We start from the raw sequence: 24,018 nt of genomic DNA, 5'->3' as shown, positions 1-24,018 counted from the left end.
TGGTGTGAGAGGACGCTAAATAAAATAATTATTTAGCTCCTACTCGATTATTTAAAGCATATGCTAAAAAATAATAGACTAAGTATACCCATCTATTTTAGACTATTATTTTCTAGCATATGTATAGTATTAAAATATACTGATTGAAAGGATAATTATTATGAACTTTAAATCTTTAGGGATAAATGAAGATATAGTTAACATACTAAATAAAAATGGAATTAAAACACCAACTCCAATCCAAGAAGAAAGTATACCACAAATTTTATCAGGTAAAGATGTTATCGGTGAAGCCAAAACTGGAACTGGAAAGACCCTTACCTTTCTTCTTCCTATTTTTCAAAATATATCATCTAATACTAATGGAACACAGGTATTAATACTGTCTCCAACTAGAGAATTAGCAATTCAAATAACAGAGGAAACAAAAAAACTTAATGTAAATAATGATATTAATATATTAGCTGCCTATGGTGGTAAAGATATTGGGAGTCAATTAAAAAAACTTAAACATAATATCCATTTAGTTATTGCAACTCCTGGTAGATTGCTTGATCATATCGATAGAAAAACTATCGATTTATCAAAGCTAAAAACTATAGTTATAGATGAAGCTGATCAAATGTTATTAATGGGCTTTAAAAATGATATTGAAAAAATTATGAAATCAGCTTCAAAAAAGCATCAAACACTTTGCTTTTCAGCTACTATGGATTCACAAGTAAAAAAACTTGCCTATAGATATATGATTGATCCATTATTTATAGACATAAAATCACCAACTATAGCTGTTGATAAAATCAAACAACAAGTTGTAGAAACTACAGATAGATGGAAGCAAGATGCTCTTTGTGCTACTTTACAAGAAGATAATCCGTTTATGGCAATAATATTTTGTAGAACTAAACGTAGAGCTGATGTACTTGAAATTGCACTTCATCAAAAAGGTCTTAATTGTCAAAAGATACATAGTGATGTTCCTCAGGCTAAGCGTGAAAGAATAATGAAGTCTTTTAGAAATGCTGATATTCAATACTTAATAGCAACAGATGTAGCTGCAAGAGGAATAGATATTTCTGGTGTTTCACATATTTACAACTATGATACTCCAGAAACTCCTGAAAGTTATATTCATCGTATAGGAAGAACTGGTCGTGCCGGTGAAGATGGCTATACATGCATGTTTGTTGCACCAAAAGATTTATATCTTTTAAATGCAATTGAGAAGAAGTTAGGTTTTACAATCCCTAGACGTGAAATTTAAAAAGTCTTAAGATAGATAAAATGTCTTTAAATTACTAAAAGTACTAAGTAAATATTTTTAATAAATGCCTTGCGTAAAATTTTATGCAGGGCATTTATATCTAAACTCACTTCTCCTTTTTGTATATTTTAAAGTGTGATTTTATAAATTTAATATTGTTATCCTTAAGTTTCATATTTTTATTTTTTACATTATAAATAATAAAAACATTTTCTTTAGGAAAATTATATAATATATCCCATGATAAGGATAAGCATTTTCATATAATTCTTGATTTAAACTTAAAACTTATAAAAAGTAATTCAAAAAAATCCACGATAAATTAATATCGTGGATTTCATGGTTTAAGTTAAGCATAACCATATACTTTTAATCTGGCATTAATATAAATCTAATAATAAATAATATTGCGAATATGTATAAAAGTTTATGTACTTCTTTACCTCTACCAGTTGATACTTTCATTATAGGGTAAAAAATCATTCCTGCTGCTATTCCGTTAGCTATTGAATATGTAAATGGCATTAATGCTATTGTTAAAAACGCTGGTACAGCTTCTGTAAAATCTGAAAATTCTATTTCTTTTACTGCACTCATCATTAAAACTCCAACTATTATAAGTGCTGGTGATGTTGCATTTTGTGGTATAATTCCTATTACTCCACTAAAGAATAATGATACTAAAAGCATAAAGCTTACTACAACATTTGAAAGTCCAGTTCTTGCTCCTGCCGCTATTCCAGCTGCTGATTCTACTACTGTTGCTAAAGTTGTAGTTCCAAGCATAGCACCACATGTTGTAGCTACAGAATCTGAAGCTAATGCTTTCCTAAGTCCTTTTGCTTCTCCATTTTCATCTATCATTCCTGAACTTTGAGCCGTTCCAACTAAAGTTCCAATCCCATCAAATAAATCAACTAAACTTAATGTAATTACAACCATAAATACTGTTAATAATGCTCCTACTATTCCGTTCCCATTATGTGTTAATAAACCTTTTAAATCAAGTGCAAAGAATGTTTCTCCAATATGAGGAAGAGAAAATACCTTTGCTCCTTCTAGACTTGTAACCCCAATAGGAATTCCTATTATTGTAGTTATAACTATTCCTATTAACATTGCACCTTTAATGTTTTTAGCCATTAATATAAGAGATATAACTAAGCCTATTATAGTTAAAATTACTGCTTTGTTTGTAAAATCACCAAATGCAACTAATGTAGATGGATTTGCAACTATTATTCCACCACTTTTTAGCCCTATTAATGATATAAATAATCCTATTCCCGCTGTAATTGCAAACTTTAAGTTTTGTGGTATTGCCTTTACAATCTTTTCTCTTAAAGAAGTAAATGTAATTATAATAAATAAAATTCCTGAAATAAATACAGCTGCCAATCCTTGTTGCAATGTAAAATCCATTTTTAAACATATATTATATGCAAAGAATGCAACAAGTCCAAGCCCTGGTGCTAAAACAAATGGTAAGTTAGCATGAAATGCCATTATTAAAGTACCAATTGCTGCTGCAATACATACAGAAGCAAAAGCAGATGCTATAATTGGATCCGATGCTATATTAAGTACTTCTGCTGCATCACCTTTTATACCTTGTACATTCATACCACCAATTTTTAATATATTAGGTATTACTAATAATGCGTATGCAAATGTCACAAAAGTAGTTAAACCACCTATAATTTCAGTTTTAACATTAGTACCATTTTCCTTAAGTTAAAAAATTCTTTCTAGTAAATCTTTTATTAGTTGTTTTTCTCCTGTCTTAATTTAATCCCTTTTATGCTTTAAACTAACTTCATAATATTGAGTTGATCATAGATTAACCTGTCTAACTTTTAAAGTTCATATTAGATAGATGTAGTAATTTCTTTTTATAATTCCATAAAAAATTACTAGCATATGGTTAAGGTAAACCAATGCTAGTAATTCATATACTCTATGATTTACCCATAGCGAGAATATTTACGGTTATCTCGTAGAAACATCTGAACCCTATTATCAGAAATATATGGGATATTATTATTTATTTAGTTTTTCTTTTTTTACATAATACTACATATTAAATAGCTTGTACAGTATTTTTAATTTATAAACCTTTAAACTTTTGTGCAGAATTATAAAATATTTATAGTATTAGTATAAAGTAGCGGATACATTAAGTCGAACTAAGTAAAATCATTAAAGTGTTTTTGCACTATTATAGTTATATACATATCTTAATTTTGCATAAAAGTATAATTATTTTCCTATAAGTTTATCATTTGAATAGATATGTCCTGCTAACCAATCATTTAGAAGTTGCAATATACTGACTATATATTCATCTTGATCCTCATCAATCTTTGAAAAATCTACATCCTTAATTCTTTTTATAAATTCATCATGCTCAACTTTCTGAGTGAACATTCTTTTATAATTAATACTTTTCATGTATTCTTCTTCAGCATTAAAATGAAAGACGGTATAGTCTTGAAGTTCCTTTATTAAATTTACTACTTTATCATATTTATCAATTGTAAGATCATTTTTTAATAACGCATAAGTTTTATCAGCTATTTCAAAAAGAACTTTATGTTGTTCATCAATAAAATCTATTCCAGTTTTATATTCTTCTTTAAATTCATACATTAAATACTACCTTCTTTCAATATTTATATATTGTAATTATTATACATTAAATAATACATTTTATCAATTAATAATTATTAGTAATTAAAACAAACTCCTAATTTAATAAACGTAAACTAATGTGCAACAAAATTTTGTTATACGCTATTTTACTTTTTAATATCATTTCTATTATTGCTTTTTAAATACTGATTTTGGTTGTTTGCATATTGGGCAAGTATAATCATCTGGTAATTCTTCAAATGGAATATCTCCTGAATACACATATCCACATACGCTGCATACATATTTTTCACTCTTGTTTTCTACTTTTGTATCTTCTGCAATATAAGTCGGAGCATTTTTAGGGCTTTTTCCTTTTACAACCTTATGATAATAGGCATATGTCATAGCATCATCCTTTGAAAGAACATCTGCATCTATTACTTTACCTAAGAAAACAGTATGTGTATCTGTCTCCATTTTATTAATTACCTCACAAGTAATATAAGCACAGCCCTCTGTTACAATTGGCATATTCCCTTTAATTTCATACTTTACTGAATCAAATTTATTTACATTCTTTCCAGACTGAAATCCAAAAGTACCAATGATTGATGGATCTGAATTCTCTGCTAAAATTGAAATTGCAAATTTTCCTGTCTTTTCAATACACTGATTTGTATAGTTATCATGATTGATACTAATTGCAATGGTGGCAGGTTCTGATGTAATCTGCATAGCACTATTAGCTGTACAACCAGTTGGTCTTCCTTCATCCCATACAGAAATTATATAAACTCCATATGATAAATTTCTAAATGCATTGTTATTCATAATTGTTGCCTTCTTTCTTTATAATTATGGAATATCTACAACCATAATTATTTTTTAATTATTATAGTAGTCATTTTTAAAATGTCTCGTTTTTAATTCTTTTTATTTTTCTTTATTTCAAACATTCTTCTTTATTCTTTTTCTTTCCTACTTCATTTCTTGCATTCAATATTATTTTCTTCAAGCTACTCTTTTATTGCTATTTGTGCTTTGGTCCCTATTCCTTTACTTTTTGTTTTTTTAGTTCTCAGTGTATCCATTTTGGATTTATTCTTTTCTTTGCAGAATTCTTTTCCTCATTTACTTCCAACTTTTTAAAGTTCATTTTGTAAAAATTCCTTAATATAAATTCATAAATTTCTTCATCCTTTGGTTCTGCTCCAAAAGTTACTTTACTAACTTTATAATGTTCTCCCTCCTCAATTTTAAATATTCCTATCCAAAATGGACATTGAAAATAACTGTTAGTTTTATTGATATTATCATAATTTTCTCCTCCTGAAAATAAAAAACTCAAGATAACGGACAATACAGGAGGACAGGTTACTGCTATATATCTAATATAGGTTCTGAATACCAATAGAACTGTGTTTTGTCTCTTACTTAATATTATATCCAATTAATTCAACATGTTAAACCTTTTTATCAGAAATTATGATGCATATACAATCGTCGCCTTTTTAAGATTAATATTTATAATGCAAAAAGACTACCTAAATTCACCGGTAGCCTTTTTTTATATTATTAATATAATTTTCTCTATTTTTCCATATTGGGAACATAACTTTTTAATAATGTACAGTTTCCTATCAATTCATACTCTCCGAGAGTTGCCGGAATAAAAATACTATCTCCATTGCATATTTTTTCTTCACCTTTATCATATTTTATTAATCCATTTCCTTCAACACATGTAAATAAATAAAATCTTTCTTCATTGCTGCTTTCTTTTAAAGATTCATTTATTTTATATTTTTGTATTGTAAAATATTTTTCGAAGCATAAATATGTTTTTTCATAACCATCTTTTTTAGTAGTAATTCCTATGAACTTTTCTCCTTTTAAAGAAAAATCAATTACATCTAATGCTTTTTCAACATGAACTTCTCTTCCTCTGTTATAATCATAAACCCTATAGGTAGTATCACTATTTTGTTGAATCTCTGCTATTAAAACACCTTCGCAAATTGCATGTACTAATCCACTTTGTACATAAAAGAAATCTCCTTTTTTTATTGGAATCCTATTTAAGTATTTTTCTAAATTGCCTTCATTAATTCCATTTCTAAACTTCTCTCTATCACAATCTTTTGTCCCAACGATTAGCTCTGCTCCTTCTTTTGCATCTACTACATACCATGCTTCTGTTTTTCCTAAGTCATTCTCAACTCTACTAGCATATTCATCATTTGGATGTACTTGAACAGAGAGTTTATCATCAGCTGTAATTAGTTTAATTAAAAGTGGAAATTCTTTTTGATTAATTTTTTTTCCTAAAAGCCTCTCCCCATATAATTTAATTATTTCATCAAAACTCTTTCCTTTCAATTCTCCATTTTGAACTTTTCCTGTACCATTTTTATGGCATGCAATATCCCAACTTTCTCCTATGACTCCCTCTGGCACATTATCCCTAAACTTTTTAAAATCTTTTCCTCCCCATATTCTGTCATAATATATATTTTCAAATTTTATTGGATACATTTAGCTCACTCCTATCTTTATTATTTTAGTTATATTTTCTATTGTTAACTCTACATTTTCTTTACCACTCATTAAAGCTTCATCAAGGTTTACTGTACTTGGTAAAATTCCAAATTTACTTATTACTTTATTACCTAAAGGCGTCGTAGTTTCAACTGTATATACTTTTCCACCTGTAGCATCTACTAATGTATGAAAAACTCCTTCAATTAAATTATTAAAGGAGTTTTTTTAATATATTTTTTATAATTCTACATAAATACTTTCTACGGTGTTCTTCTTACACTCTATATTATTTAAATCCTCTAACTTTGAAATTAATTCTTCATTAAGATTTACTTTACTAAAACTTTTTCCCTTTAATTCAAATATTGCTTGTTGAGTTTTATTACTTCCATTAAAGAATCTTATTACTAAACCATTATTTTTTTCACTCTTCTTAACAGTGCTTAAAGTAATATTTTTATTCTCTTCTTTAAATAAGCTATAGTTATATGGAGTTATAAAATCAACTGGATTAAGCTTCATAGCATTGTGAGGCATTTTATTGTAAGTTTTAATTGGAGTTAAGTATTCCTTTGCCATTTTTGATACGTTAGCTTCCAATGCTTCACCTTTATATAAATATAATGCAAATTGTATTTTAACTTTTCCAATCATTTGAGAGTCTGGTGTTTCAAGCTTAATTCCCGAAGGTCTTCCTGGTCTTCTTAGCATTTCTTCTTTTCCAAGGAATCCAACACATCTAAATAATGTGATAGCTATTGTATCATAACTTTCTCCAATTATTTCATACTCTCTTGTACTGTTAGTTAATACAGCAATACCTTTTTTTTCATCGCTTAAAGTTACATAGCTTAACATTGGATATATTGAATCTGGTCTTTCATCCCAATCTTCTTTTTCCCAAACATCCATTGCATCATCATACACATTTCTCTTTATACTACCAAATTGATTATCTGATATTGAAAATTTAGATGCTATATTAGTTGGAACATATACTCTAACTCTATGATCTTTGGCTTGATTATCAATGTTAAATTCAACATTGATGAAAGGACTTCTTTCATTTACTGTTATAATTGTTTTAACATTAATTTCTCCATCTATAAGCTTTGCTTTTCTGCTTTCTAAATCCTTTGGAACTGCTAATTTATAATCAACTTCAATAGTTGAACTATATTTATGATTTATAACATCAATCTCTGCATCAACATTTTTATTAGTTATTATTAAATCATCCTTTAATTGTGAGAAGTCATATTCATCTCCATCATCTGCTCCATCTTCAATTAATAATACATTTTCATATATTGAATCTGTAGTCTTATCTATAATATTTATTGTACCATTTTTATTCACACTAATTGCAAAGAACTGATTTTCAATATTATTTATATTTATTTCTTTTCCACACTGTAAAGTTCCCTCTTCAATTTCTTTAATCATATAAGTTTTAAAGCCCATTGAAGGAATTGTATCTTTTAATTGAACAGTATATCTTACAAACGGATCATAATTTCCATAATGAACGATTTGTCTATCTATTAAACCAGCATCAACTATTTCCTTATTTATAACTTCAAAATCATATTTATTTCCTTCACAATCTACCAGGTTAAAGTTCTTCATCTTTGTGATGATTTCTCCAGTAATTATTTCTTCTCTTTTATATGGTAAAAGGTTAAATGCTGTTAATTTATCAAGAGCAATATCCTTACTCATAGCATCAACAATAACTCTCATGTAAAAATCAGTTAATCTATCTACTTTTTCTTCTACTAAAATAAATCTACTCATTATTTCTGTATGAACTTTATCAGAACAGCAACATCCAATTGAGTCATGAGCATGATTTTTCATAATCTCTTTCCAAATTAATTCTATTAAACCTGAATGATATTCAAAGCCTAAAGAATATGCTAAAGATGCTATTGGCTCTAATATGTTTGTAATTTTATTTTCTATTCTCGCATTAGCAGCTTTTATATCCATTCTAGTTGAAAAAATACTTCTATGAACTCTCATGTATTTTCCATCTAAAAATTCACCTTTTAAAGTTGGTAAATTCTTATTTTTTTCAAGTTCTTCAAATACATTTTCATATTTACTTAAAAAGAATTTTCTATCTGGATACAATTCTCTTAATTTATTCATAATTGTAAATATGTTTTTTTGGATTGGCATCTGATCATGTCCATTAGGTAGTATTATATTTTCAGTAGTTGCTCCTTTATCTAAAACGGGGAAATACTTATCCATTCTCTTCTTTAACTCTTCAGTATTCTCTGGAAGATACTTTCCTATTGCATATCCTAATGGAAATAATTGAGTTAATACCTTTGACCCATTTTCACTTTCCCAATAAAATTCTGTTTTATCTGTACCCATTCTTTCAGAAACACCTCTCCAAAATATTGAACGGTTAATTCCAAAACCATTTAATATTTGTGGTAACTGTGCTGATTGACCAAAAGAATCTGGAAGATATCCTATTTTCATTACAGCTCCAAACTCTTCACAGTCTTTCATTCCATAAAGTAAATTTCTAACTATAGATTCTCCACCAACAACCATTTCATCTGTTTGAGTATACCAAGGTCCAATAATTAACCTTCCTGCTTGAACTAACTTCTTAACTCGTTCTCTATTTTCTGGCTTTGCCGCAAAATAATCCTCTAAAATTGATGTTTGACCATCTAAAATATAATTAGGATAATCTGGATTAGTCTCAAGCATCTCAATTATTTCTTTCATATTATTAACTAATAAAATTCTTGATTCTTCTGTGGTAAAATACCATTCTCTATCCCAATGCATATGGGGAACTATATGAACATTTTTCATGATACACCTCTTTATTTATTATGTTTAAGACTTAGTTAAAAACAATTTACTCATTATAAAGATTTCAACTAAGCCTTAATTAACTTTATTTTTATATAGTTTGTTTTTGTAATTTCATTTTTCTAGTTATAACTAATAATGCTGCTGAAATTACTGCACCAATAACTGCTGCTCCAAACCATACACTCATTCCTATAACAAGTGATTGGCCTTTTAAAACAAATAATGAGAATATTCCTGCTCCTGGCACATCTAATCCTATATTAAAAATAGATACTATTGATCCTGTAATAGCTGAACCTACACATAATGAAGGAATAACTCTTAATGGATCTGCTATCATAAATGGAATAGCTCCTTCTGTAATACCTGCTAAACCTAATAACCAAGTTGATTTTCCAACTTCTTGTTCTTCTTCATTGAAATATTTCTTAAATAACAGTGTTGCAAATGTTACTCCAAATGCTGATACCATTTTTACTGATGCAAATACTGCATAAGGTACTATAACACCCTCTGACATTGCCCCTATACAAAATGCATATGCTGCTTTATTTATTGGACCACCAAGGTCAAATGAAACCATTATTCCTAAAACAGCACCAAATAAAGCTGCATTTGTACCTGCCATACTACCAAGCCATGAAATTAATCCTTCATTTAAAGCTGTAACTGGCTTACCAATAACAAAAAACATTAAAGTTCCAACAATCAGTGTTCCAAGCACTGGATATATCCAGAAACTAACGAATCCTGCCAAAGTTCCTTTTGCTGGGATATATTTTCTTAATATCTTAATCGTATATCCAGCTAAAAATCCACCTGCCATACCAGCTAAGAAACCACCATTAATCATATTTGCTGCTATACCTGCTGCAAATCCTGGCCCAAGAGCTGGCTTATCAGCAATTGAATATGCCATATAAGCTGATAAAACTGGTATCATTAAGGTTCCAAGTAAATTTGAACCTAACTTTCTATACATCCATAACCATGAATTTTCTGCATTAAATACATCTTGTAACCCAAAACCTTGTGCTATTAATGTTGCAAAGGCTGCTATCATACCTCCAGCTACAATTAAAGGAACTATGTGTGATATACCTGTAAGTATTGCTTTTTTAGCTTCATTACCAAAACTTACTTTTTCCTCATTACTTTCAACTTCTTTAAATGTTCCTTTTTCATAATTTTCTGCTTGTTTAAGTGCCTTTTCAATTATTCCTTTTGCATCCTTAAGCGGAGCCGCTACCTTTGTTTTATATACAGATAAATGATTATATCTTTCTACTTCCTTTACTGCCACATCTACAGCAAATATTGCTGCATCAGCATCCTTAAGTTCTTCATTGCTATGTCTATCTTCAATACCATTTGCACCTTGCTTTTCAACAAGTACTCTTACTCCCATTTCTTTTCCTGCTTTAACTAACGCTTCTGCAGACATATATGTATGGGCAATACCTGCTGGACAAGCTGTAACAGCTAGAATTGTTTTATTAAATTTAGTTATATCAAAATCATCTTCTTTAATTACTTTATCTAAATTATTATAAAGTTCAGTACTACTTTTTGAATTTTGAAGTGACTTTTTATATTTTTCATCTGATATTCTAGTCATTAACTCAGCTAATAATTGAATATGAGTTGAGCCTGCTTCATTCGTTGGAATTGCAAGTAAGAATACAAATTCTACTTTATTATTCTCATCTACACTTTCCCATTCAGATATAGGTTTCTTCAATGTAGCTACTGCAAATGAAGCTTCTTTTACTGCATCTGATTTACCATGTGGCACAGCTAATCCACCCTCAAATCCTGTTGGTGAAAGAGCTTCTCTTTCTAAAACTGCATTTAAAAATTCTTTTTCTGATGATATCTTTCCTTCTTTTGCAAGTTGCTTTATTAAGTACTTTATTACATCTTCTTTTTTATTTAGATCTAAATCTATTGCTATAAGATTTTCATTAGTTAAATTTTTTAAATCCATATTGACTCTCCTTCGTCATATATTTAAATTCATTCATCTATAGTGTTAACATTTACATGTTTATATTATCAAAAAAAAATAAGAAGATTTAAATCTTCTTACTTTTTCACATATATATTTTTTTATCCATATTATTTGTGTATAAATACACAAATTTAGTTTTTCCAAAACAATTCGCTAATAGTTCTAATTAATATCATTATCCCTACTCTATCAGTAGCATTATAATTATTTATAATTTTTTTAGGTGCCCAGAAAAACAGATTCATATCTGCTAATTTTGAAATAGTATTTTTACTTAAGTGAGTTATACTTATAATATACGCACCTCTTCTTTTAGCTATTTCACAAGCTTCAATAAGTTCTTTGCTTTCTCCACTAACACTAATAACTATATAAAGGTCTTTCTCATTACATTTTTCAACATTATATATCATATCATGTCTATATGTAAAAAATTCTGCTTTCTTATTAAGGCATCTAAGATTTTTAGTGAACATTTCACAAAAATATATAGAATCTCCTATTCCAAGAAATTGTATATTTTTAGCTTCTTTTATTTTTCTAACAACTTTTTTAATAATATTTGAATCAATTATATTAATTGTTTTTATTATATTTTCAGATATCAAATTTGAATTTTCAATGGTTCCTTCAAAATTATTACTTTTTATATATTCTTGTTCTTTTCTTAGCTCAAACTTTAATTCTGAAAATCCCTTATATCCTATTTTTTTTGATAACCTTACAATAGTATTTGGAACTGTAAAAAGTTCTTCCGCTGTCTCTTGAATAGACTGGTTCAGTATCTTCTCTTTATTTTCTCTAATATATTCAATAATCTGATCATCTGTATCAGTAAATTTCAATTCATTTAATAATACTCTATCCTCAAAATTCACATTATCTCTCCATTCATAAATAAAAATATAATTGTACGTTTAACTTCCATTTTCGTAAAGTTTATTAATATTATTTAATTATATCTTATTTATATAAAGAAATAAATTACTTCTCACTTATTCTGTCTTTATAAGAGATAACTTCATCTAATACAAAACTTTCTCTATATCATTTTCAGTAAGTTTGTGTACGAGGTCATCCATCACTATCTTAATATGATACTGTTCCTCCCCTAAATGTTTTTTATTTATTCCAAAGTTACAGTTTCAATAGTCGAACTTGTTATTTCTATTTTATTTCTCTGCAATATTTTTATAAATACTACCTATTAGAATTCCTTGCATCAAAACTGTCTATTACCATACTTATATTTTAAGTTTGCATGTATATCAAAAATCATCAATGAACTTTTCCTTTCAGATATCTCATAAATTGTGAAACACTTAATTTGGGTGGTATACTTACAAGCATATGTATGTGATCTTTACATGCATTTGCTTCGATAATTTCAATTCCTTTATGTTCACATAACTTTCTAAAAGTATTATTCCAATATCTAGTTTTATCTTTCCATATATTATTTGTCTTCTATACTTTGGCTCAAATACTACATGATATTTATAATTCCATTTATTGTGTGATAAACTACTATTGTCCGTATCGGACGCACCTCCCATGTATTCTAGTTGTGGTTGTCAAATCTATCACTATTTTACATTATAGGTATTATTTTTTCTACTCATCGCTAGAATCTCTCCAGAACCACCGATCTAACCGGTGGCATTCTAAATACAAAAAAATCGAGATAGTACTAACACGATCCCGATAAAAACACTAAATGTTTTTGTTCATTAGTATGAAATTTTTGTAATAAAAGTGATCAATTATGTATTTTTGCATTTCTTGATAATTTAATTCTTCATCTTTTTTCATATAATGATTTATTTTATTTAAGCTTCATGACCTACTAATACACTTATTAGTTATTATTGCAAAAAAAATTCAAAACCATGAAAATTTATCAGATTTATCTGTATGCACCTCGACATAATACTATTAAAACATTAATTAATTCATCATCTATAACTCTTAATTCATGAATAATACCTATGAAATAAACCCTTCCTCTTTCAACTTTTCTACTAAATTAAATAGTCGCTTACATTGTTTATTATTCGGTATTCTTATTGAATTCATTGATACTACAACGCTTAAGACTTTCTCATCATCATTATCTATCAATCCTTTTTCTCTACCAAACTTAAGAACCTTTTGCCAGTAAGCTTCTCCTAAAGACATTACCTTAGTTTGTGCTTCTAATTCATTCATAAATCTTTGATCTTTTTTACCTTCTGAAGCTTTTTTCCTTTTTTCAAATCTATCTATCAAATATTTTGAAATACTGTTATCTAAATTAATTTCAATTTCTTTGATATGATCCCAGCATATTTGTTTTTTACACCACTGTGTAACATTCATTATGGCTCTACCAGGTGCAGTAATGCTATCAAATACTTTTTCAGTAATTTCAGCAAATACTTTTAATATATCTTGTGGTACTTCTTGTTTGTTCCATATCTTAAAGAAGTCAAAATCATACCCTTTAAATTGATTTTTTACTTTATATGCAAATAAAGCAATTGAGTATGTTACAATGTTGGCTCTATATGAATTTTGATACCAAGTCTGACTTGATACAAGTTTTTCTATACTTTTAAATAAAATAGCTTTAGATATAGTATCCTTGAAATATTGTTCGTTATATATCTCATCATTTTCTCTCCACTTAGGGTCAACTTCATTTGCAAATGCTAAAAAATTAGCCTGTGCACCCTTACTAACTATATGTGGTAATCCATCCCAAGAATTTATATATTTAGCTAAATCAGTTTTTGTAATCAACTGGCTCTTTGGATTCTGATTAGTAAATGTCCTTTTTTGTGATGTAGTCATTTTTAATTGTTCTTGTAAGTATTGCCCTCTAGCTCTCTCGTAGAACCAGTGTGTATCATATTGGTTCCCACCTGTTGCAGGTGCATACATACGTCTTGATATTTGTTCCATTCTAATATGGAACCCACTTGTCGCAAAGAAATCAGCTTCATTAACTTTATTTTGACTATTAGAACATCTAGAAATTTTCGGTATTATCTTTACGTCATCTTCCCCTTCAACTTCTGTTAGTTTCATTTGTACAAACACCTTACTTAAGTCAGCTTTATCTTTAAATTTTGCTGTTGATAAAGATGCTGTAGTTTGTCCACCATTAACTATCTGAAAGTTCTTAGCTTTTACCAAATACGTCATATTTCCAATGTATTGCAGTTCTATATTGGTTGCAGTTGCAGAAATACCATTATTATATGCAAAAAACATTTCTGGTTCATTTAAAATGCTTCTTCTTATATTTTTATTTACGCTACCTCTAACACTTAAAAATGATCTAACATTGCCTTCTAATAATCTACTCCCATATTCATCATACACATTTGCTAATACCTCTGCAGGTATTACGCCTAAGTATGACTTATACTCACACCCTCCATTGTTAGCATATAGTAATGGTACGCCATTTTGATCATATTTTTTGAAATCTACTTCTAAGTTTTCTTTATAATCACCAGTTCCAATAACATTGTAAAATCTGCTAATATCCCAAATCCCATATTCTACAGTTAATCCATTTAAACTTCCATTTTCTAATTTTGAAAGTGATTTACTTACTACAGAATCTGTAATTATCAATATTCTTATCTTTGCTATATCTTCTTGCTTATTTGAAAATTCATTTATGAAATCATATTGATTTGTACTCATATCAAATTTCTTATTCAAAAGATTATCAAAAACTTCTTTCATTAAATTTTCTACCTTAGTAAATAATTTAGTTGCATCACCCTTACTTAAAGTAACTTTATCATCACTATCATTGTATATCGCAGCTATGAGTGTTAGTGATTTATCTACTGAATCGTAAGAGTATGCATCCATTGCAATTGTTCTTCTTTTATTTCTAGCACTTGCTATGCTAATAAAACATTCTTCATATGCAGTTATTACCTCTAAATCAACTAAATAGTTACATAAAGTTCTTACAAACATATTTGCCTTAGATTCATTCTGTGCACTTGCAGTTACTCTAATTTCTTCAAGTAACTCTTTTCTATAATCTCCTAATTCCATTCTTCATCCACCACCAACCAATCATTTATACATGAAATAATAATTTCATATTTTACCTTCGCTATTTCAATAGGTAGATTTTTTCTTCTTAACCTTGGGAATTTATCATCTACCGAATATGCTTTTATTTTTCCTATTTCAAAAATATACTCATCATACTGCTTTGAGTAAGAATATCTCATTTGATCTAATCTGCCCATAAACTTATCTAACTGTATCAAATTATCTTTTAATTTTTCTTTTATCATTTTTATTATTGAATTTAAAGTTATTGTATTATTAGTAATACTATCAACTTTATCTAAAGAGACTGTATATAATGTACCTTCAATATTAATATCTAGCTGTTCTACAGAAGAGATATATATTTTTTCATTTCTTTTAGTTATAGCTTTTACTTCATACCATGTATCTGAAAAGACAAAATCTTGATAATATCCTTCTGGCCCCTGCCATGAATTAATTACTTCCTCACTATCCCTGCCTAAATTAAGCTCTCTATATAAAATCATTAATTCTCCAATTAAACCTTTAATTTCTTCTATACTAAGCTTATTATTGGCACTAGCTTTCATCATCCTTTGCCACTTAAAAAACAAATTTAATACATACTTATAACTTTCCTCATTCTTATTGCAGTATCTTGATGAATCTATTAAGTCATAACATAATCTATAAAATTGATCAGAGAAGTTTTCATCCATTAGCATAAAACTATATGAATATCTATTATCAGCTCTTTTACCAATATCAACTTTTATTATGTCTGAATCTTTAATTTTTACTTTTCTATTTCCACCTATAAATACTAATCTACTTTCACCATGTGCACCTTTTGATAAATAAAAATCTAGCGGATGTGTATTATCTACCCTTATATGATCTGTTGAGGCTGATTTCCACCTTACAACAAAATAATCATAATTCATCATTCGTCATCCTCCTCAAAAGTGAATTGTTGCCTAATAGCTACAGTATTAATTCTATATCTCGCAATAGCTTTCTGTTTATTGAACTCACTGGTCATAGGGAAAGCTAAACTTATTGCTACAAATGTATTCTCCTCGAATTCAATATCATTTGGTTTTTTTAAAAAATCAGCTGTATCTATAAAATGAATAAATAATAGGGGATTTCTACCTTCATATAAGTAATCACTATCTGTAACCTTTCCCTCGGGATCATTTGTCTTAACATAATTTTCAATTTGCTCTTTAATATCATCACTTAATCCTGTAGTTAAACTGTCTCCAGTTATGATACGACCATTCTTTTTATAAACACTAATAAATTTATCTTTCTCAGTACTTACTAGTAATCTTTTTTCCTTTTTAATATTAAAACCTTTATTGTCTATATTTATTTGTAATTTGCTTTTGGTTCCTTTTGGAATTACTATATCCCATTTACCTAAATGAGCAGAACTTCCAATATAATCCATCAGAGTATTCTTATTGTAAGCGAGATTATTCAAATTAGCATCTGGAGTGTTTAGCCTAAATATTAAATCTTCAACTAATCTTTTATCAACAGCTCTCACAATAATTGAATCAAATACTGTCTCTTGTTCAATTTTATTTCCTTTGACTTCCGATAAAAATCCTTTTATAGTATTAAAGTTTTGTTTTAACATCTTCGTTTTAGCTTCTATATTTACACTTTCTATTACTCTTCCACTTATATCTATATCCTGTACTATTACTTGCGTGTGCTTCATCTTATTTCTAGCTGTTACGATAAGAGAAGCCGGATTTTCCTTAACCCTAAGTCCAAATTCTTTTGGCGTGAACTTTCTCTTGTTCATCTTTTTTATTTCTCTCTTTAACTCTTCAGTTGCACTGCAAATAGTTCCATACCATTCAATAGCAGCTGTTGTCATCCATATTCTAAATAAATGCTCATATCCTGGTCTATATCCAAACCATCTTCCCATTTGCATTAATGTATCATATGCTTGTGAATTTCTATAAAAATAAGTTGTACATAGTCCCTCTAAAGTAATTCCTCTTGATAAGCTATTTCCACCCACTGCAATCACTCTTAGTCCTTCATTTTTATATTGGCTATAATCTAAACTCGTTGCTCCTGTACTTTGATTCACAGCCTGAACTTTAATTGTAAAAATTGACTTTATTAAATATTCACCTCTTATTTCTTCCCATCTATAGCCACTAATTTTTTCAAAATCATATTTTTTCCAAATTCCACATATATCCTTAATATATTTATTTTTCATACTCTCTTCATTAGATAAGCACGCAAATCCATTTAAATTTCTTCTTATTAATTCAAGCCAATCACCTAAATAATCTGCAAGTTGATTTTGAACAATTGTAAATCTACTTACATTTACTAGCATTGATCTATGAGAATTGGTATCCCCTTCCTTATCTCTTATTGCATTAACTAATATGAAGTGGTATATAGCATCTCTTAAACTATCTGGTATGTCACTTATATCAAAACTACTTTTATGCTTTATTGGTATAATTTCTTCTGCATCATCTATTACTTCTAATGAATCATAATACTTACCATCAGTTAAAAATATATCTTTTGCTCCTATATAATTAGATGGTGGTGTTAAACAATAAATAAAATCTTTTGGAAATAAATCCTGCCCTAAATTTTCTTCAACATCATCTGAAGATTCATCGTTAATAAATATGTTGGCATATGGGGTTGCAGTAACTGCTACATAAGATTGTCTGCTAAAACATTTTAATAAATCTCTTATGCACCTATTTATAGCTGCCGGATTTTCTTCTTCTTTAGTATTTACTGAAGCATTATCTGATTCATCATCAATAATTAATACCGAACTATTTATCAAACCACTTTCATCTGCATTATGATATTTTAACCATTTCTCCAAATTTTCTAATATTTTCTGATTCTTTTTCACAACAAACAAAGCTGTATTCCCATTTGGATCTAATGACCATCCAACATTATCAGCGATTGCACTCCTAAAATCATTTCTTGTTGAGGTAAATGTATTTAATCTTATTTGCTTATTAATTTCTCCAACTCCAACCCTTCTATTTGCCACACCTTTATCATTTAAAAGTTTAAAACTATCAAACCCAACTAAATCAGTATCTTGTCTCTCTTGAGTCTGTTTTCTTAAGCTTTCAATTGTTCCTGTCAAAATTATAATAGCATCGTATCCAACATCAGTAGCTTTATTACATATGGCTGTAAAGTTTGCAGTTTTACCTGACTGAACATCTCCTATTACTAATCCTCTTCTTTTCCAAGAACCTTTCGCCTGTGGATCGCCTAAAAGTGCCACTATATCATTTGAAACCTTATCAATTGTATTTACAACAGCTTCACTCCACCCCTTTTTAATAATTAAATATTCTTTATATCTATTCCAAAATTTAAGTTCTATCTCTGCTCTTCTTGAATCGTACCACTCAACATACTCTTCATCACCTTTTATTAATATACCTTCATCCATTGTTATTGACATATTTGAATGTATATTTTTTATTGCTTGTTCAAACTCTTCATCACTTACTTGAATTATAATTCTACTTCTGTTTGCTATCTCTAACACTTGAGCTTCTGTAATTGAATTTTCTTTATATAAATGCAGAATTTGACCTTTTACAATACTCTCCAGTGCCTTAACATTATTGTTATTTACCATAATTAACACCCTCTTTTTTAAACTTCTCTATTTTACTAAAATATCTACAAAATGGCTCTACATTCATCAATGAGTCTAAATAACTATTAGCTATCTCACTATCATAAGTTGATACTATATCATTTAAAAATAACTCAACACTTTGTTCTTCGTCACTCATATTAATTTGATTTATCTTTTTATCATGTGTTAAATCTGAATATATTTGATTCATAGGTAAATATATTCCTAACATTTTAATTACTTCCAAAAAGATTTTGCTATAATCACTTGTTTTAATTATCTCTTGAATTAAAGGGTGTTCTTGATTAACCTCATAGTAAATTCCTTCTCTACTAACACATCTAGTCCAAATATGTACTAGATCATTGCTTGTCTCTTTTTTTCCCCTAAAGTTCCAAGTATTTTTGCTAGAATTACATATTTTATCTGTAATTGCCGATAAATTCTTCCTGATTACATAAGGAGGCGTCGCAGTTGATTTCTTAACATCTAATGTCCACTCTGAATCTAACGTATTTGGAATGTCGACTTTTACCCTTGCTAGCTTACTTAAATCATCTTTTCGTGTTAATCTAAACCAATCTCCCCATATTAGTAATCTTTTATTTCTATATATGTAGAAACCTTGATTTTTTCTCAATCCGTCTTTACCACCTAGTAACTCTATTTCAAATGTTGTCAAATTATTAATATGAGGCAATAAAAATGGTGTAACAACTATTTTATGTTCCCCTATTTTTATTTCCTCTTCCCTAAATAACTGATTGCTTTTTTCAGATAAAAATGGATCAATAGGAGTTAATTTATTTCCATTAATAGTTATACTAATTTTCCTAATCCCATTTTCACCCTCTAAATATCTATGAAAAACTAATGATAAATGTTTTCTTACATCTTCCATTCTATCTATCATCACATCACTTAAAGATTTTGAATCTATACTAATCTTATCAATAGTTTGCCAAATAACCAATGTACCATTAGAGCCTAATTTTAATTCTTCTATCATCGGTAATTGACTCATTTCACTATCATCTAAAATCAACAAGCTCCATTTTCCCGTTTTGTTTATATGATCCAAATCCCAACTACATGAATTTAAAACATTATTTTTCTTACTAACCAAAGTTAATCTTCTACATTGAGATAATGATGCTGTCTTAAGCCCTAAGCCAAATCTACCTAAGTCTTTTTCATCTCTTTTCTTTGTAGAATCATAACTTCCATATCTCATAGCATTAGTTAATTCCTCTTCATCCATTCCTATACCATTATCTAATATAGCTAGATATGGCTCATCATATGGTGAATACTTTATTACTATTTTACTAGATTCAGCAGATATACTATTATCTAGTATATCTGCTATTGCTGTCTCCAAATTATATCCAATTGCTCTTGTTGACTCCATTAACAATGGAGCAAACGGTGGTAACTCTATATCTCTCATAAATAAAAACCCCTTTTTTTATTTTTCTCCTTTTAATATACCCTCTAGACTTTGAATTGCCTTATCTCCAATAAGATTTAAAACTCTTTCTGCTATTACTCTTGCTAGCATAGGAGGAACTGCATTTCCTATTTGTTGATATTGTTCATCTTTAGTTCCTACAAACTCAAAGCTATCTGGAAATGATTGTAGTCTAGCTGCTTCTCTAATCGATAAAGCTCTATCTTTTTTAGGATGAATCCACATTGATTTTCTCACATTTGTAACTGTTCCACACGTTGTATCGTAATCTAATCTTTTATATATTGAACTTTGAGTTCTACCTGGTTGAGCATATGTAGTCTTTAATGATTTGTCAAGACTATGAAAATTTTCGCCTGGTTTTAACGCTTTAAATCTATCCATAGCTACTTTTCTAGTTTCAGTAATTGTCATATTAGAAATTATTTCTGAATCTGCTAAATATCCATTTAACGTTCCACAAACCAAGTTTTTTTCTCTTGTAACCTTACTACTTTTATCTACGCTAAATGAAACCTCATAATCTTCTAAATCCCTAATTGCATCGCCTATTTTCATATATTGATCTTTTGTATATATTGCATTAGGGGCTTCAATTTCTTGTCCATTCAATAACTTTTCTTTAATGCCTATTACTATAAGCCTATTACGTTGTTGAGCTACTCCATAATCTGCTGCATTAAGAATATAGTGTTTGACTTCATAACCTAATGAGATTAATTTTTCCTTTACATATTTGAAAATATTATAGCTTAACATCTCAAATATTACGTTATCCCCATCTAAATCGAAATTATTAATTATAATTTTGTTATCAATAATTTCTTTTAACTTGTAAAGTAACTTCTGAATATTTGATATATCATTACTAATCGTAATTACTTCATTATAAGAATTATTGTTTAATTTGTCATACAGCTTATTAAACAGTTTCTCATATTTATCACTTATATAAATACTATGATATTTACTCCAATTTCCTTTAGTAACTTTCCATATACTTTTGTTATTATTTATATAAGTATGTAATTGTTTGGTTTTTGATATATTTTTAATAAATGTTAATACATTTTCATTTAATAAATATAAATTAATGTTATTATTCCCCTTATAAATATCTAATAGCAACTCTTTGGTATCTTTTATAATATTGCTATTACTTGCAACTTGAACTTTTTCAGATCTTTTATGAAGTTTTGTTATTATCTCATCATTAACATCATCTTTAGCTAAATAAAACTTATGAGTTTCAGAGTCCATGGTTTTGACATTTTCTAAAACAAATCCCTTTGGTCTTAATTCATCTATTGCTCTAATATACTCTTTAACTAATTTATTATTGTTTGATATAAGCGTAGATTTCTGCCTATTAGCATTTGAAAATCCTTGGCATGGTGGTCCACCTATAACAAAATCTATATCACCATATTTCTCTTTAACTTGATTAAAATCAACTTCTAAAATATTTCCTCTTATATCAACATCTTCATTATTATGATTCCTTCTATATGTTTCCTTTGCACTTTCATTTATCTCTACAGCCATTTCGACTTTAAATTTACCCGTTTGCAAAAATCCATAGCTTAAGCCGCCTGCACCCGCAAACAAATCTACTAATTTATATCTACACATTTGTCCAAATCCTATTCTATTTTAAATTTCCCATAGCTATAATTATAATATAAATATATCATTTTTTATACCTTATATTATTCAATATCAAGAACTATTTTCTTCATAATTTTATTTAACTCACTGTTTCTAACTTCCGATTATATATAAGAAGTTTTACACCTATCTATTTTTTCTATATATTACTTTTACATAGTAAAATTTCAGAACACTTTCTCATATTATTTCATCTCCATTTCTCTACTTATAACTCAATCTTTTAAATTATACCGAACAATATTACTTAATTAATTCTTTTAATACAGTTATCCTTTTCAAAAGTTAATGTAAATTTTCTGTCATTATTATTTCCTTATCATCAAAAATTATCTTGCATTCATATTTATAACTTCATCTATAAAATATTTTGTTAAAAACAACTCTTTTTCTACTATTGATTCTAATCTAAAAAACAAAATATTATACCTTATTAGAACCACTTATAATCTCATATCTGAGGATTTAGAAAAGAGGTTGTATCAGTTTAATTTTTTTAATCAAGCTTGATGCGGCTTCTCTTTTTTGAGTTTCATTAGATTTATTAAAATAATAATTATTATTATGGTTCTTTAGTATAAAAGTACTTAATATTATCCAATAATTTTTTTTCTAATTGATCTAATTATTCTTATCTTGCCTTTAATATCACACATTCTTATAGATTATATAAAAATAATACTCCATATAATCAATGATATTCTAAATACAGCCTTTTCTAATGTTTCCGCATTTTATTCATCAAATTTTATGTATTTAATTCCAAATAATTAATCTATGAATTCTTCTAGTTGTTCAATATACTTTTGTAACTTACTCTTTCTTTTACCTTTTCCATAAACAAAAGTTATATTTTCTTTTTCTTTAATAATATAGAGCTTATCTAAAATATTTTTTATATCAGAAACTACTACTTTATCATCATTACTTTTAATTTTTAATTCAAAATCATTATTTATTATTTCTAATATTTTTCTTGTTTTCTCTTGTAACTTAGCCTCAAATTTTGCTGTAGCTTTTGCCCAAACAAGGCTATATCTATTTGCATATGCTTCGATTTTTGTTCTGTCAATGAATATTTTTTTAAATTTTATTTCATTAAGTTTACCCAAATTCCTAATAAATTGATTAAATAAATTTTCTATACAAGTAGCTAAATTCTCACTCCTAAATCTGGATATTGAATTATGACTTTGTGGTTCTTGCCCTGTAAAAGCCACTTGAAATTAACATCTCTCTTGCACGCCTTTTCAAGTGCACGACTAGAATAGATACTTTCCATATAGCCATAAACTATAATTCTAAACATGGTTTCAGGTAAGACAGCTGGATTTCTACCAATGGTAGAGTAAGTTTCATATAATTGTGTGTAATCCACCCCCTCCGTAACATCATAAAGCAATCTTACTGAATCATCATCTGCTATAATATTGTTTTTCTTCATATTAATATTATGCGCAAAAAAGAGAATTCAAATTAATGAATTCTCTTTTTTCATCGGCTAGTATCAAATTTATTTTGATACAGCCCCTTTTCTTTGTATAATTTAAGTACTTTAAACTATTTTGCAGTTTCTTTAGTTGATGGAAGTATAACTTCTACTTCTGAGTGTGGACGTGGGATAACGTGAACTGATACTAATTCTCCAACACGTTGTGCAGCAGCAGCTCCTGCATCAGTAGCAGCTTTTACAGCTCCTACATCACCTCTTACCATAACTGTTACAAGACCACCACCAATATATTCTTTACCGATTAGATAAACATTCGCAGCCTTCACCATAGCATCTGCAGCCTCAATTGAACCAACTAATCCTTTTGTTTCTATCATTCCTAATGCATCAAATTTCATTTTAAATT

Annotated in this window: 16 protein-coding genes, 2 pseudogenes and 1 riboswitch; of the genes and pseudogenes, 1 reads left to right on the top strand and 17 read right to left on the bottom strand. The window is 28.2% G+C overall.

Annotated features, from left to right (window positions below; translation table 11 throughout):
- Nucleotides 1-160 precede the first annotated feature (160 nt).
- The gene (locus RYM86_RS08665) at nt 161-1,264 is read left to right on the top strand and encodes a DEAD/DEAH box helicase (protein WP_315079621.1); all 1,104 of its coding nucleotides are present in this window, start codon (nt 161-163) and stop codon (nt 1,262-1,264) included.
- Between the two features lie 369 nt (nt 1,265-1,633).
- Here the strand turns inward: RYM86_RS08665 and RYM86_RS08660 are convergent, their stop codons facing one another.
- From RYM86_RS08660 to eutM, 17 genes and pseudogenes are all read right to left on the bottom strand, one after another.
- Nucleotides 1,634-2,965: an NCS2 family permease gene (locus RYM86_RS08660; protein ID WP_315079623.1), complete on the bottom strand. Its 1,332-nt coding sequence runs from the start codon at nt 2,963-2,965 to the stop codon at nt 1,634-1,636.
- A 250-nt stretch (nt 2,966-3,215) separates the two neighbouring features.
- Nucleotides 3,216-3,317: riboswitch (purine riboswitch) on the bottom strand.
- 206 nt (nt 3,318-3,523) lie between these two features.
- On the bottom strand, nt 3,524-3,913 hold the full coding sequence (locus tag RYM86_RS08655; RefSeq protein ID WP_315079620.1) for a hemerythrin family protein: 390 nt from the start codon (nt 3,911-3,913) through the stop codon (nt 3,524-3,526).
- A 171-nt stretch (nt 3,914-4,084) separates the two neighbouring features.
- Nucleotides 4,085-4,729, bottom strand: coding sequence for a flavin reductase (locus tag RYM86_RS08650; protein WP_315079618.1), 645 nt, complete (start codon nt 4,727-4,729; stop codon nt 4,085-4,087).
- 247 nt (nt 4,730-4,976) lie between these two features.
- A complete protein-coding gene (locus tag RYM86_RS08645; RefSeq protein ID WP_315079616.1) occupies nt 4,977-5,246 on the bottom strand; it encodes a YjdF family protein in 270 nt (89 codons plus the stop codon).
- 242 nt (nt 5,247-5,488) lie between these two features.
- Nucleotides 5,489-6,433, bottom strand: coding sequence for a mannose-6-phosphate isomerase, class I (gene manA, locus RYM86_RS08640; RefSeq protein ID WP_315079615.1), 945 nt, complete (start codon nt 6,431-6,433; stop codon nt 5,489-5,491).
- Entirely contained in the window at nt 6,434-6,643 is a 210-nt protein-coding gene (locus tag RYM86_RS18500) for a glycerate kinase (protein ID WP_399547509.1), read from the bottom strand.
- Between the two features lie 33 nt (nt 6,644-6,676).
- Nucleotides 6,677-9,283 (bottom strand): mannosylglycerate hydrolase, encoded by a 2,607-nt coding sequence (mngB, locus tag RYM86_RS08635; RefSeq protein WP_315079614.1) that lies wholly within the window; start codon nt 9,281-9,283, stop codon nt 6,677-6,679.
- Nucleotides 9,284-9,374: 91 nt separating this feature from the next.
- Nucleotides 9,375-11,273: a PTS 2-O-a-mannosyl-D-glycerate transporter subunit IIABC gene (gene mngA / locus RYM86_RS08630; RefSeq protein WP_315079611.1), complete on the bottom strand. Its 1,899-nt coding sequence runs from the start codon at nt 11,271-11,273 to the stop codon at nt 9,375-9,377.
- A 155-nt stretch (nt 11,274-11,428) separates the two neighbouring features.
- Nucleotides 11,429-12,175 carry a MurR/RpiR family transcriptional regulator gene (locus RYM86_RS08625; RefSeq protein WP_315079610.1) on the bottom strand — a complete coding sequence of 249 codons (747 nt, stop codon included), beginning with the start codon at nt 12,173-12,175 and terminating at the stop codon, nt 11,429-11,431.
- A gap of 400 nt (nt 12,176-12,575) precedes the next feature.
- A pseudogene (gene tnpA / locus RYM86_RS08620) lies at nt 12,576-12,853 on the bottom strand (IS200/IS605 family transposase).
- Nucleotides 12,854-13,283: 430 nt separating this feature from the next.
- Nucleotides 13,284-15,359 (bottom strand): AIPR family protein, encoded by a 2,076-nt coding sequence (locus RYM86_RS08615; RefSeq protein WP_315079607.1) that lies wholly within the window; start codon nt 15,357-15,359, stop codon nt 13,284-13,286.
- Nucleotides 15,350-16,291 carry a PD-(D/E)XK motif protein gene (locus RYM86_RS08610; RefSeq protein WP_315079605.1) on the bottom strand — a complete coding sequence of 314 codons (942 nt, stop codon included), beginning with the start codon at nt 16,289-16,291 and terminating at the stop codon, nt 15,350-15,352. The genes RYM86_RS08615 and RYM86_RS08610 overlap by 10 nt, the downstream gene beginning before the upstream one ends.
- Complete coding sequence (locus tag RYM86_RS08605) at nt 16,288-19,017, bottom strand: Z1 domain-containing protein (protein WP_315079603.1); 2,730 nt, start codon at nt 19,015-19,017, stop codon at nt 16,288-16,290. The genes RYM86_RS08610 and RYM86_RS08605 overlap by 4 nt, the downstream gene beginning before the upstream one ends.
- Entirely contained in the window at nt 19,007-20,470 is a 1,464-nt protein-coding gene (locus RYM86_RS08600; RefSeq protein ID WP_315079601.1) for an ATP-binding protein, read from the bottom strand. Before RYM86_RS08600 ends, RYM86_RS08605 begins: the two co-directional genes overlap by 11 nt.
- Before the next feature lie 18 nt (nt 20,471-20,488).
- On the bottom strand, nt 20,489-22,123 hold the full coding sequence (locus RYM86_RS08595) for a DNA cytosine methyltransferase (RefSeq protein WP_315079599.1): 1,635 nt from the start codon (nt 22,121-22,123) through the stop codon (nt 20,489-20,491).
- A 1,015-nt stretch (nt 22,124-23,138) separates the two neighbouring features.
- Nucleotides 23,139-23,603: pseudogene (locus tag RYM86_RS08590) on the bottom strand (transposase); the annotation flags it as partial.
- A 116-nt stretch (nt 23,604-23,719) separates the two neighbouring features.
- On the bottom strand, nt 23,720-24,010 hold the full coding sequence (eutM, locus tag RYM86_RS08585; RefSeq protein WP_012425061.1) for an ethanolamine utilization microcompartment protein EutM: 291 nt from the start codon (nt 24,008-24,010) through the stop codon (nt 23,720-23,722).
- Nucleotides 24,011-24,018 lie beyond the last annotated feature (8 nt).

The sequence above is a fragment of the uncultured Clostridium sp. genome (genome assembly GCF_963527835.1).
Lineage (GTDB): Bacteria > Bacillota > Clostridia > Clostridiales > Clostridiaceae > Clostridium.
The sequence above is the reverse complement of the archived record's forward strand: the minus strand, read 5'-3'. Positions and strand labels throughout refer to the sequence as shown.

Bases quoted from the DNA above. Each gene is read 5' to 3' on its own strand.
- RYM86_RS08665 (WP_315079621.1), top strand. From the start codon at position 161: ATGAACTTTAAATCTTTAGGGATAAATGAAGATATAGTTAACATACTA.
- RYM86_RS08655 (WP_315079620.1), bottom strand. From the start codon at position 3,913: ATGTATGAATTTAAAGAAGAATATAAAACTGGAATAGATTTTATTGAT.
- RYM86_RS08650 (WP_315079618.1), bottom strand. From the start codon at position 4,729: ATGAATAACAATGCATTTAGAAATTTATCATATGGAGTTTATATAATT.
- manA (WP_315079615.1), bottom strand. From the start codon at position 6,433: ATGTATCCAATAAAATTTGAAAATATATATTATGACAGAATATGGGGA.
- mngB (WP_315079614.1), bottom strand. From the start codon at position 9,283: ATGAAAAATGTTCATATAGTTCCCCATATGCATTGGGATAGAGAATGG.
- mngA (WP_315079611.1), bottom strand. From the start codon at position 11,273: ATGGATTTAAAAAATTTAACTAATGAAAATCTTATAGCAATAGATTTA.
- RYM86_RS08615 (WP_315079607.1), bottom strand. From the start codon at position 15,359: ATGGAATTAGGAGATTATAGAAAAGAGTTACTTGAAGAAATTAGAGTA.
- RYM86_RS08610 (WP_315079605.1), bottom strand. From the start codon at position 16,291: ATGATGAATTATGATTATTTTGTTGTAAGGTGGAAATCAGCCTCAACA.
- RYM86_RS08605 (WP_315079603.1), bottom strand. From the start codon at position 19,017: ATGGTAAATAACAATAATGTTAAGGCACTGGAGAGTATTGTAAAAGGT.
- RYM86_RS08600 (WP_315079601.1), bottom strand. From the start codon at position 20,470: ATGAGAGATATAGAGTTACCACCGTTTGCTCCATTGTTAATGGAGTCA.
- RYM86_RS08595 (WP_315079599.1), bottom strand. From the start codon at position 22,123: ATGTGTAGATATAAATTAGTAGATTTGTTTGCGGGTGCAGGCGGCTTA.
- eutM (WP_012425061.1), bottom strand. From the start codon at position 24,010: ATGAAATTTGATGCATTAGGAATGATAGAAACAAAAGGATTAGTTGGT.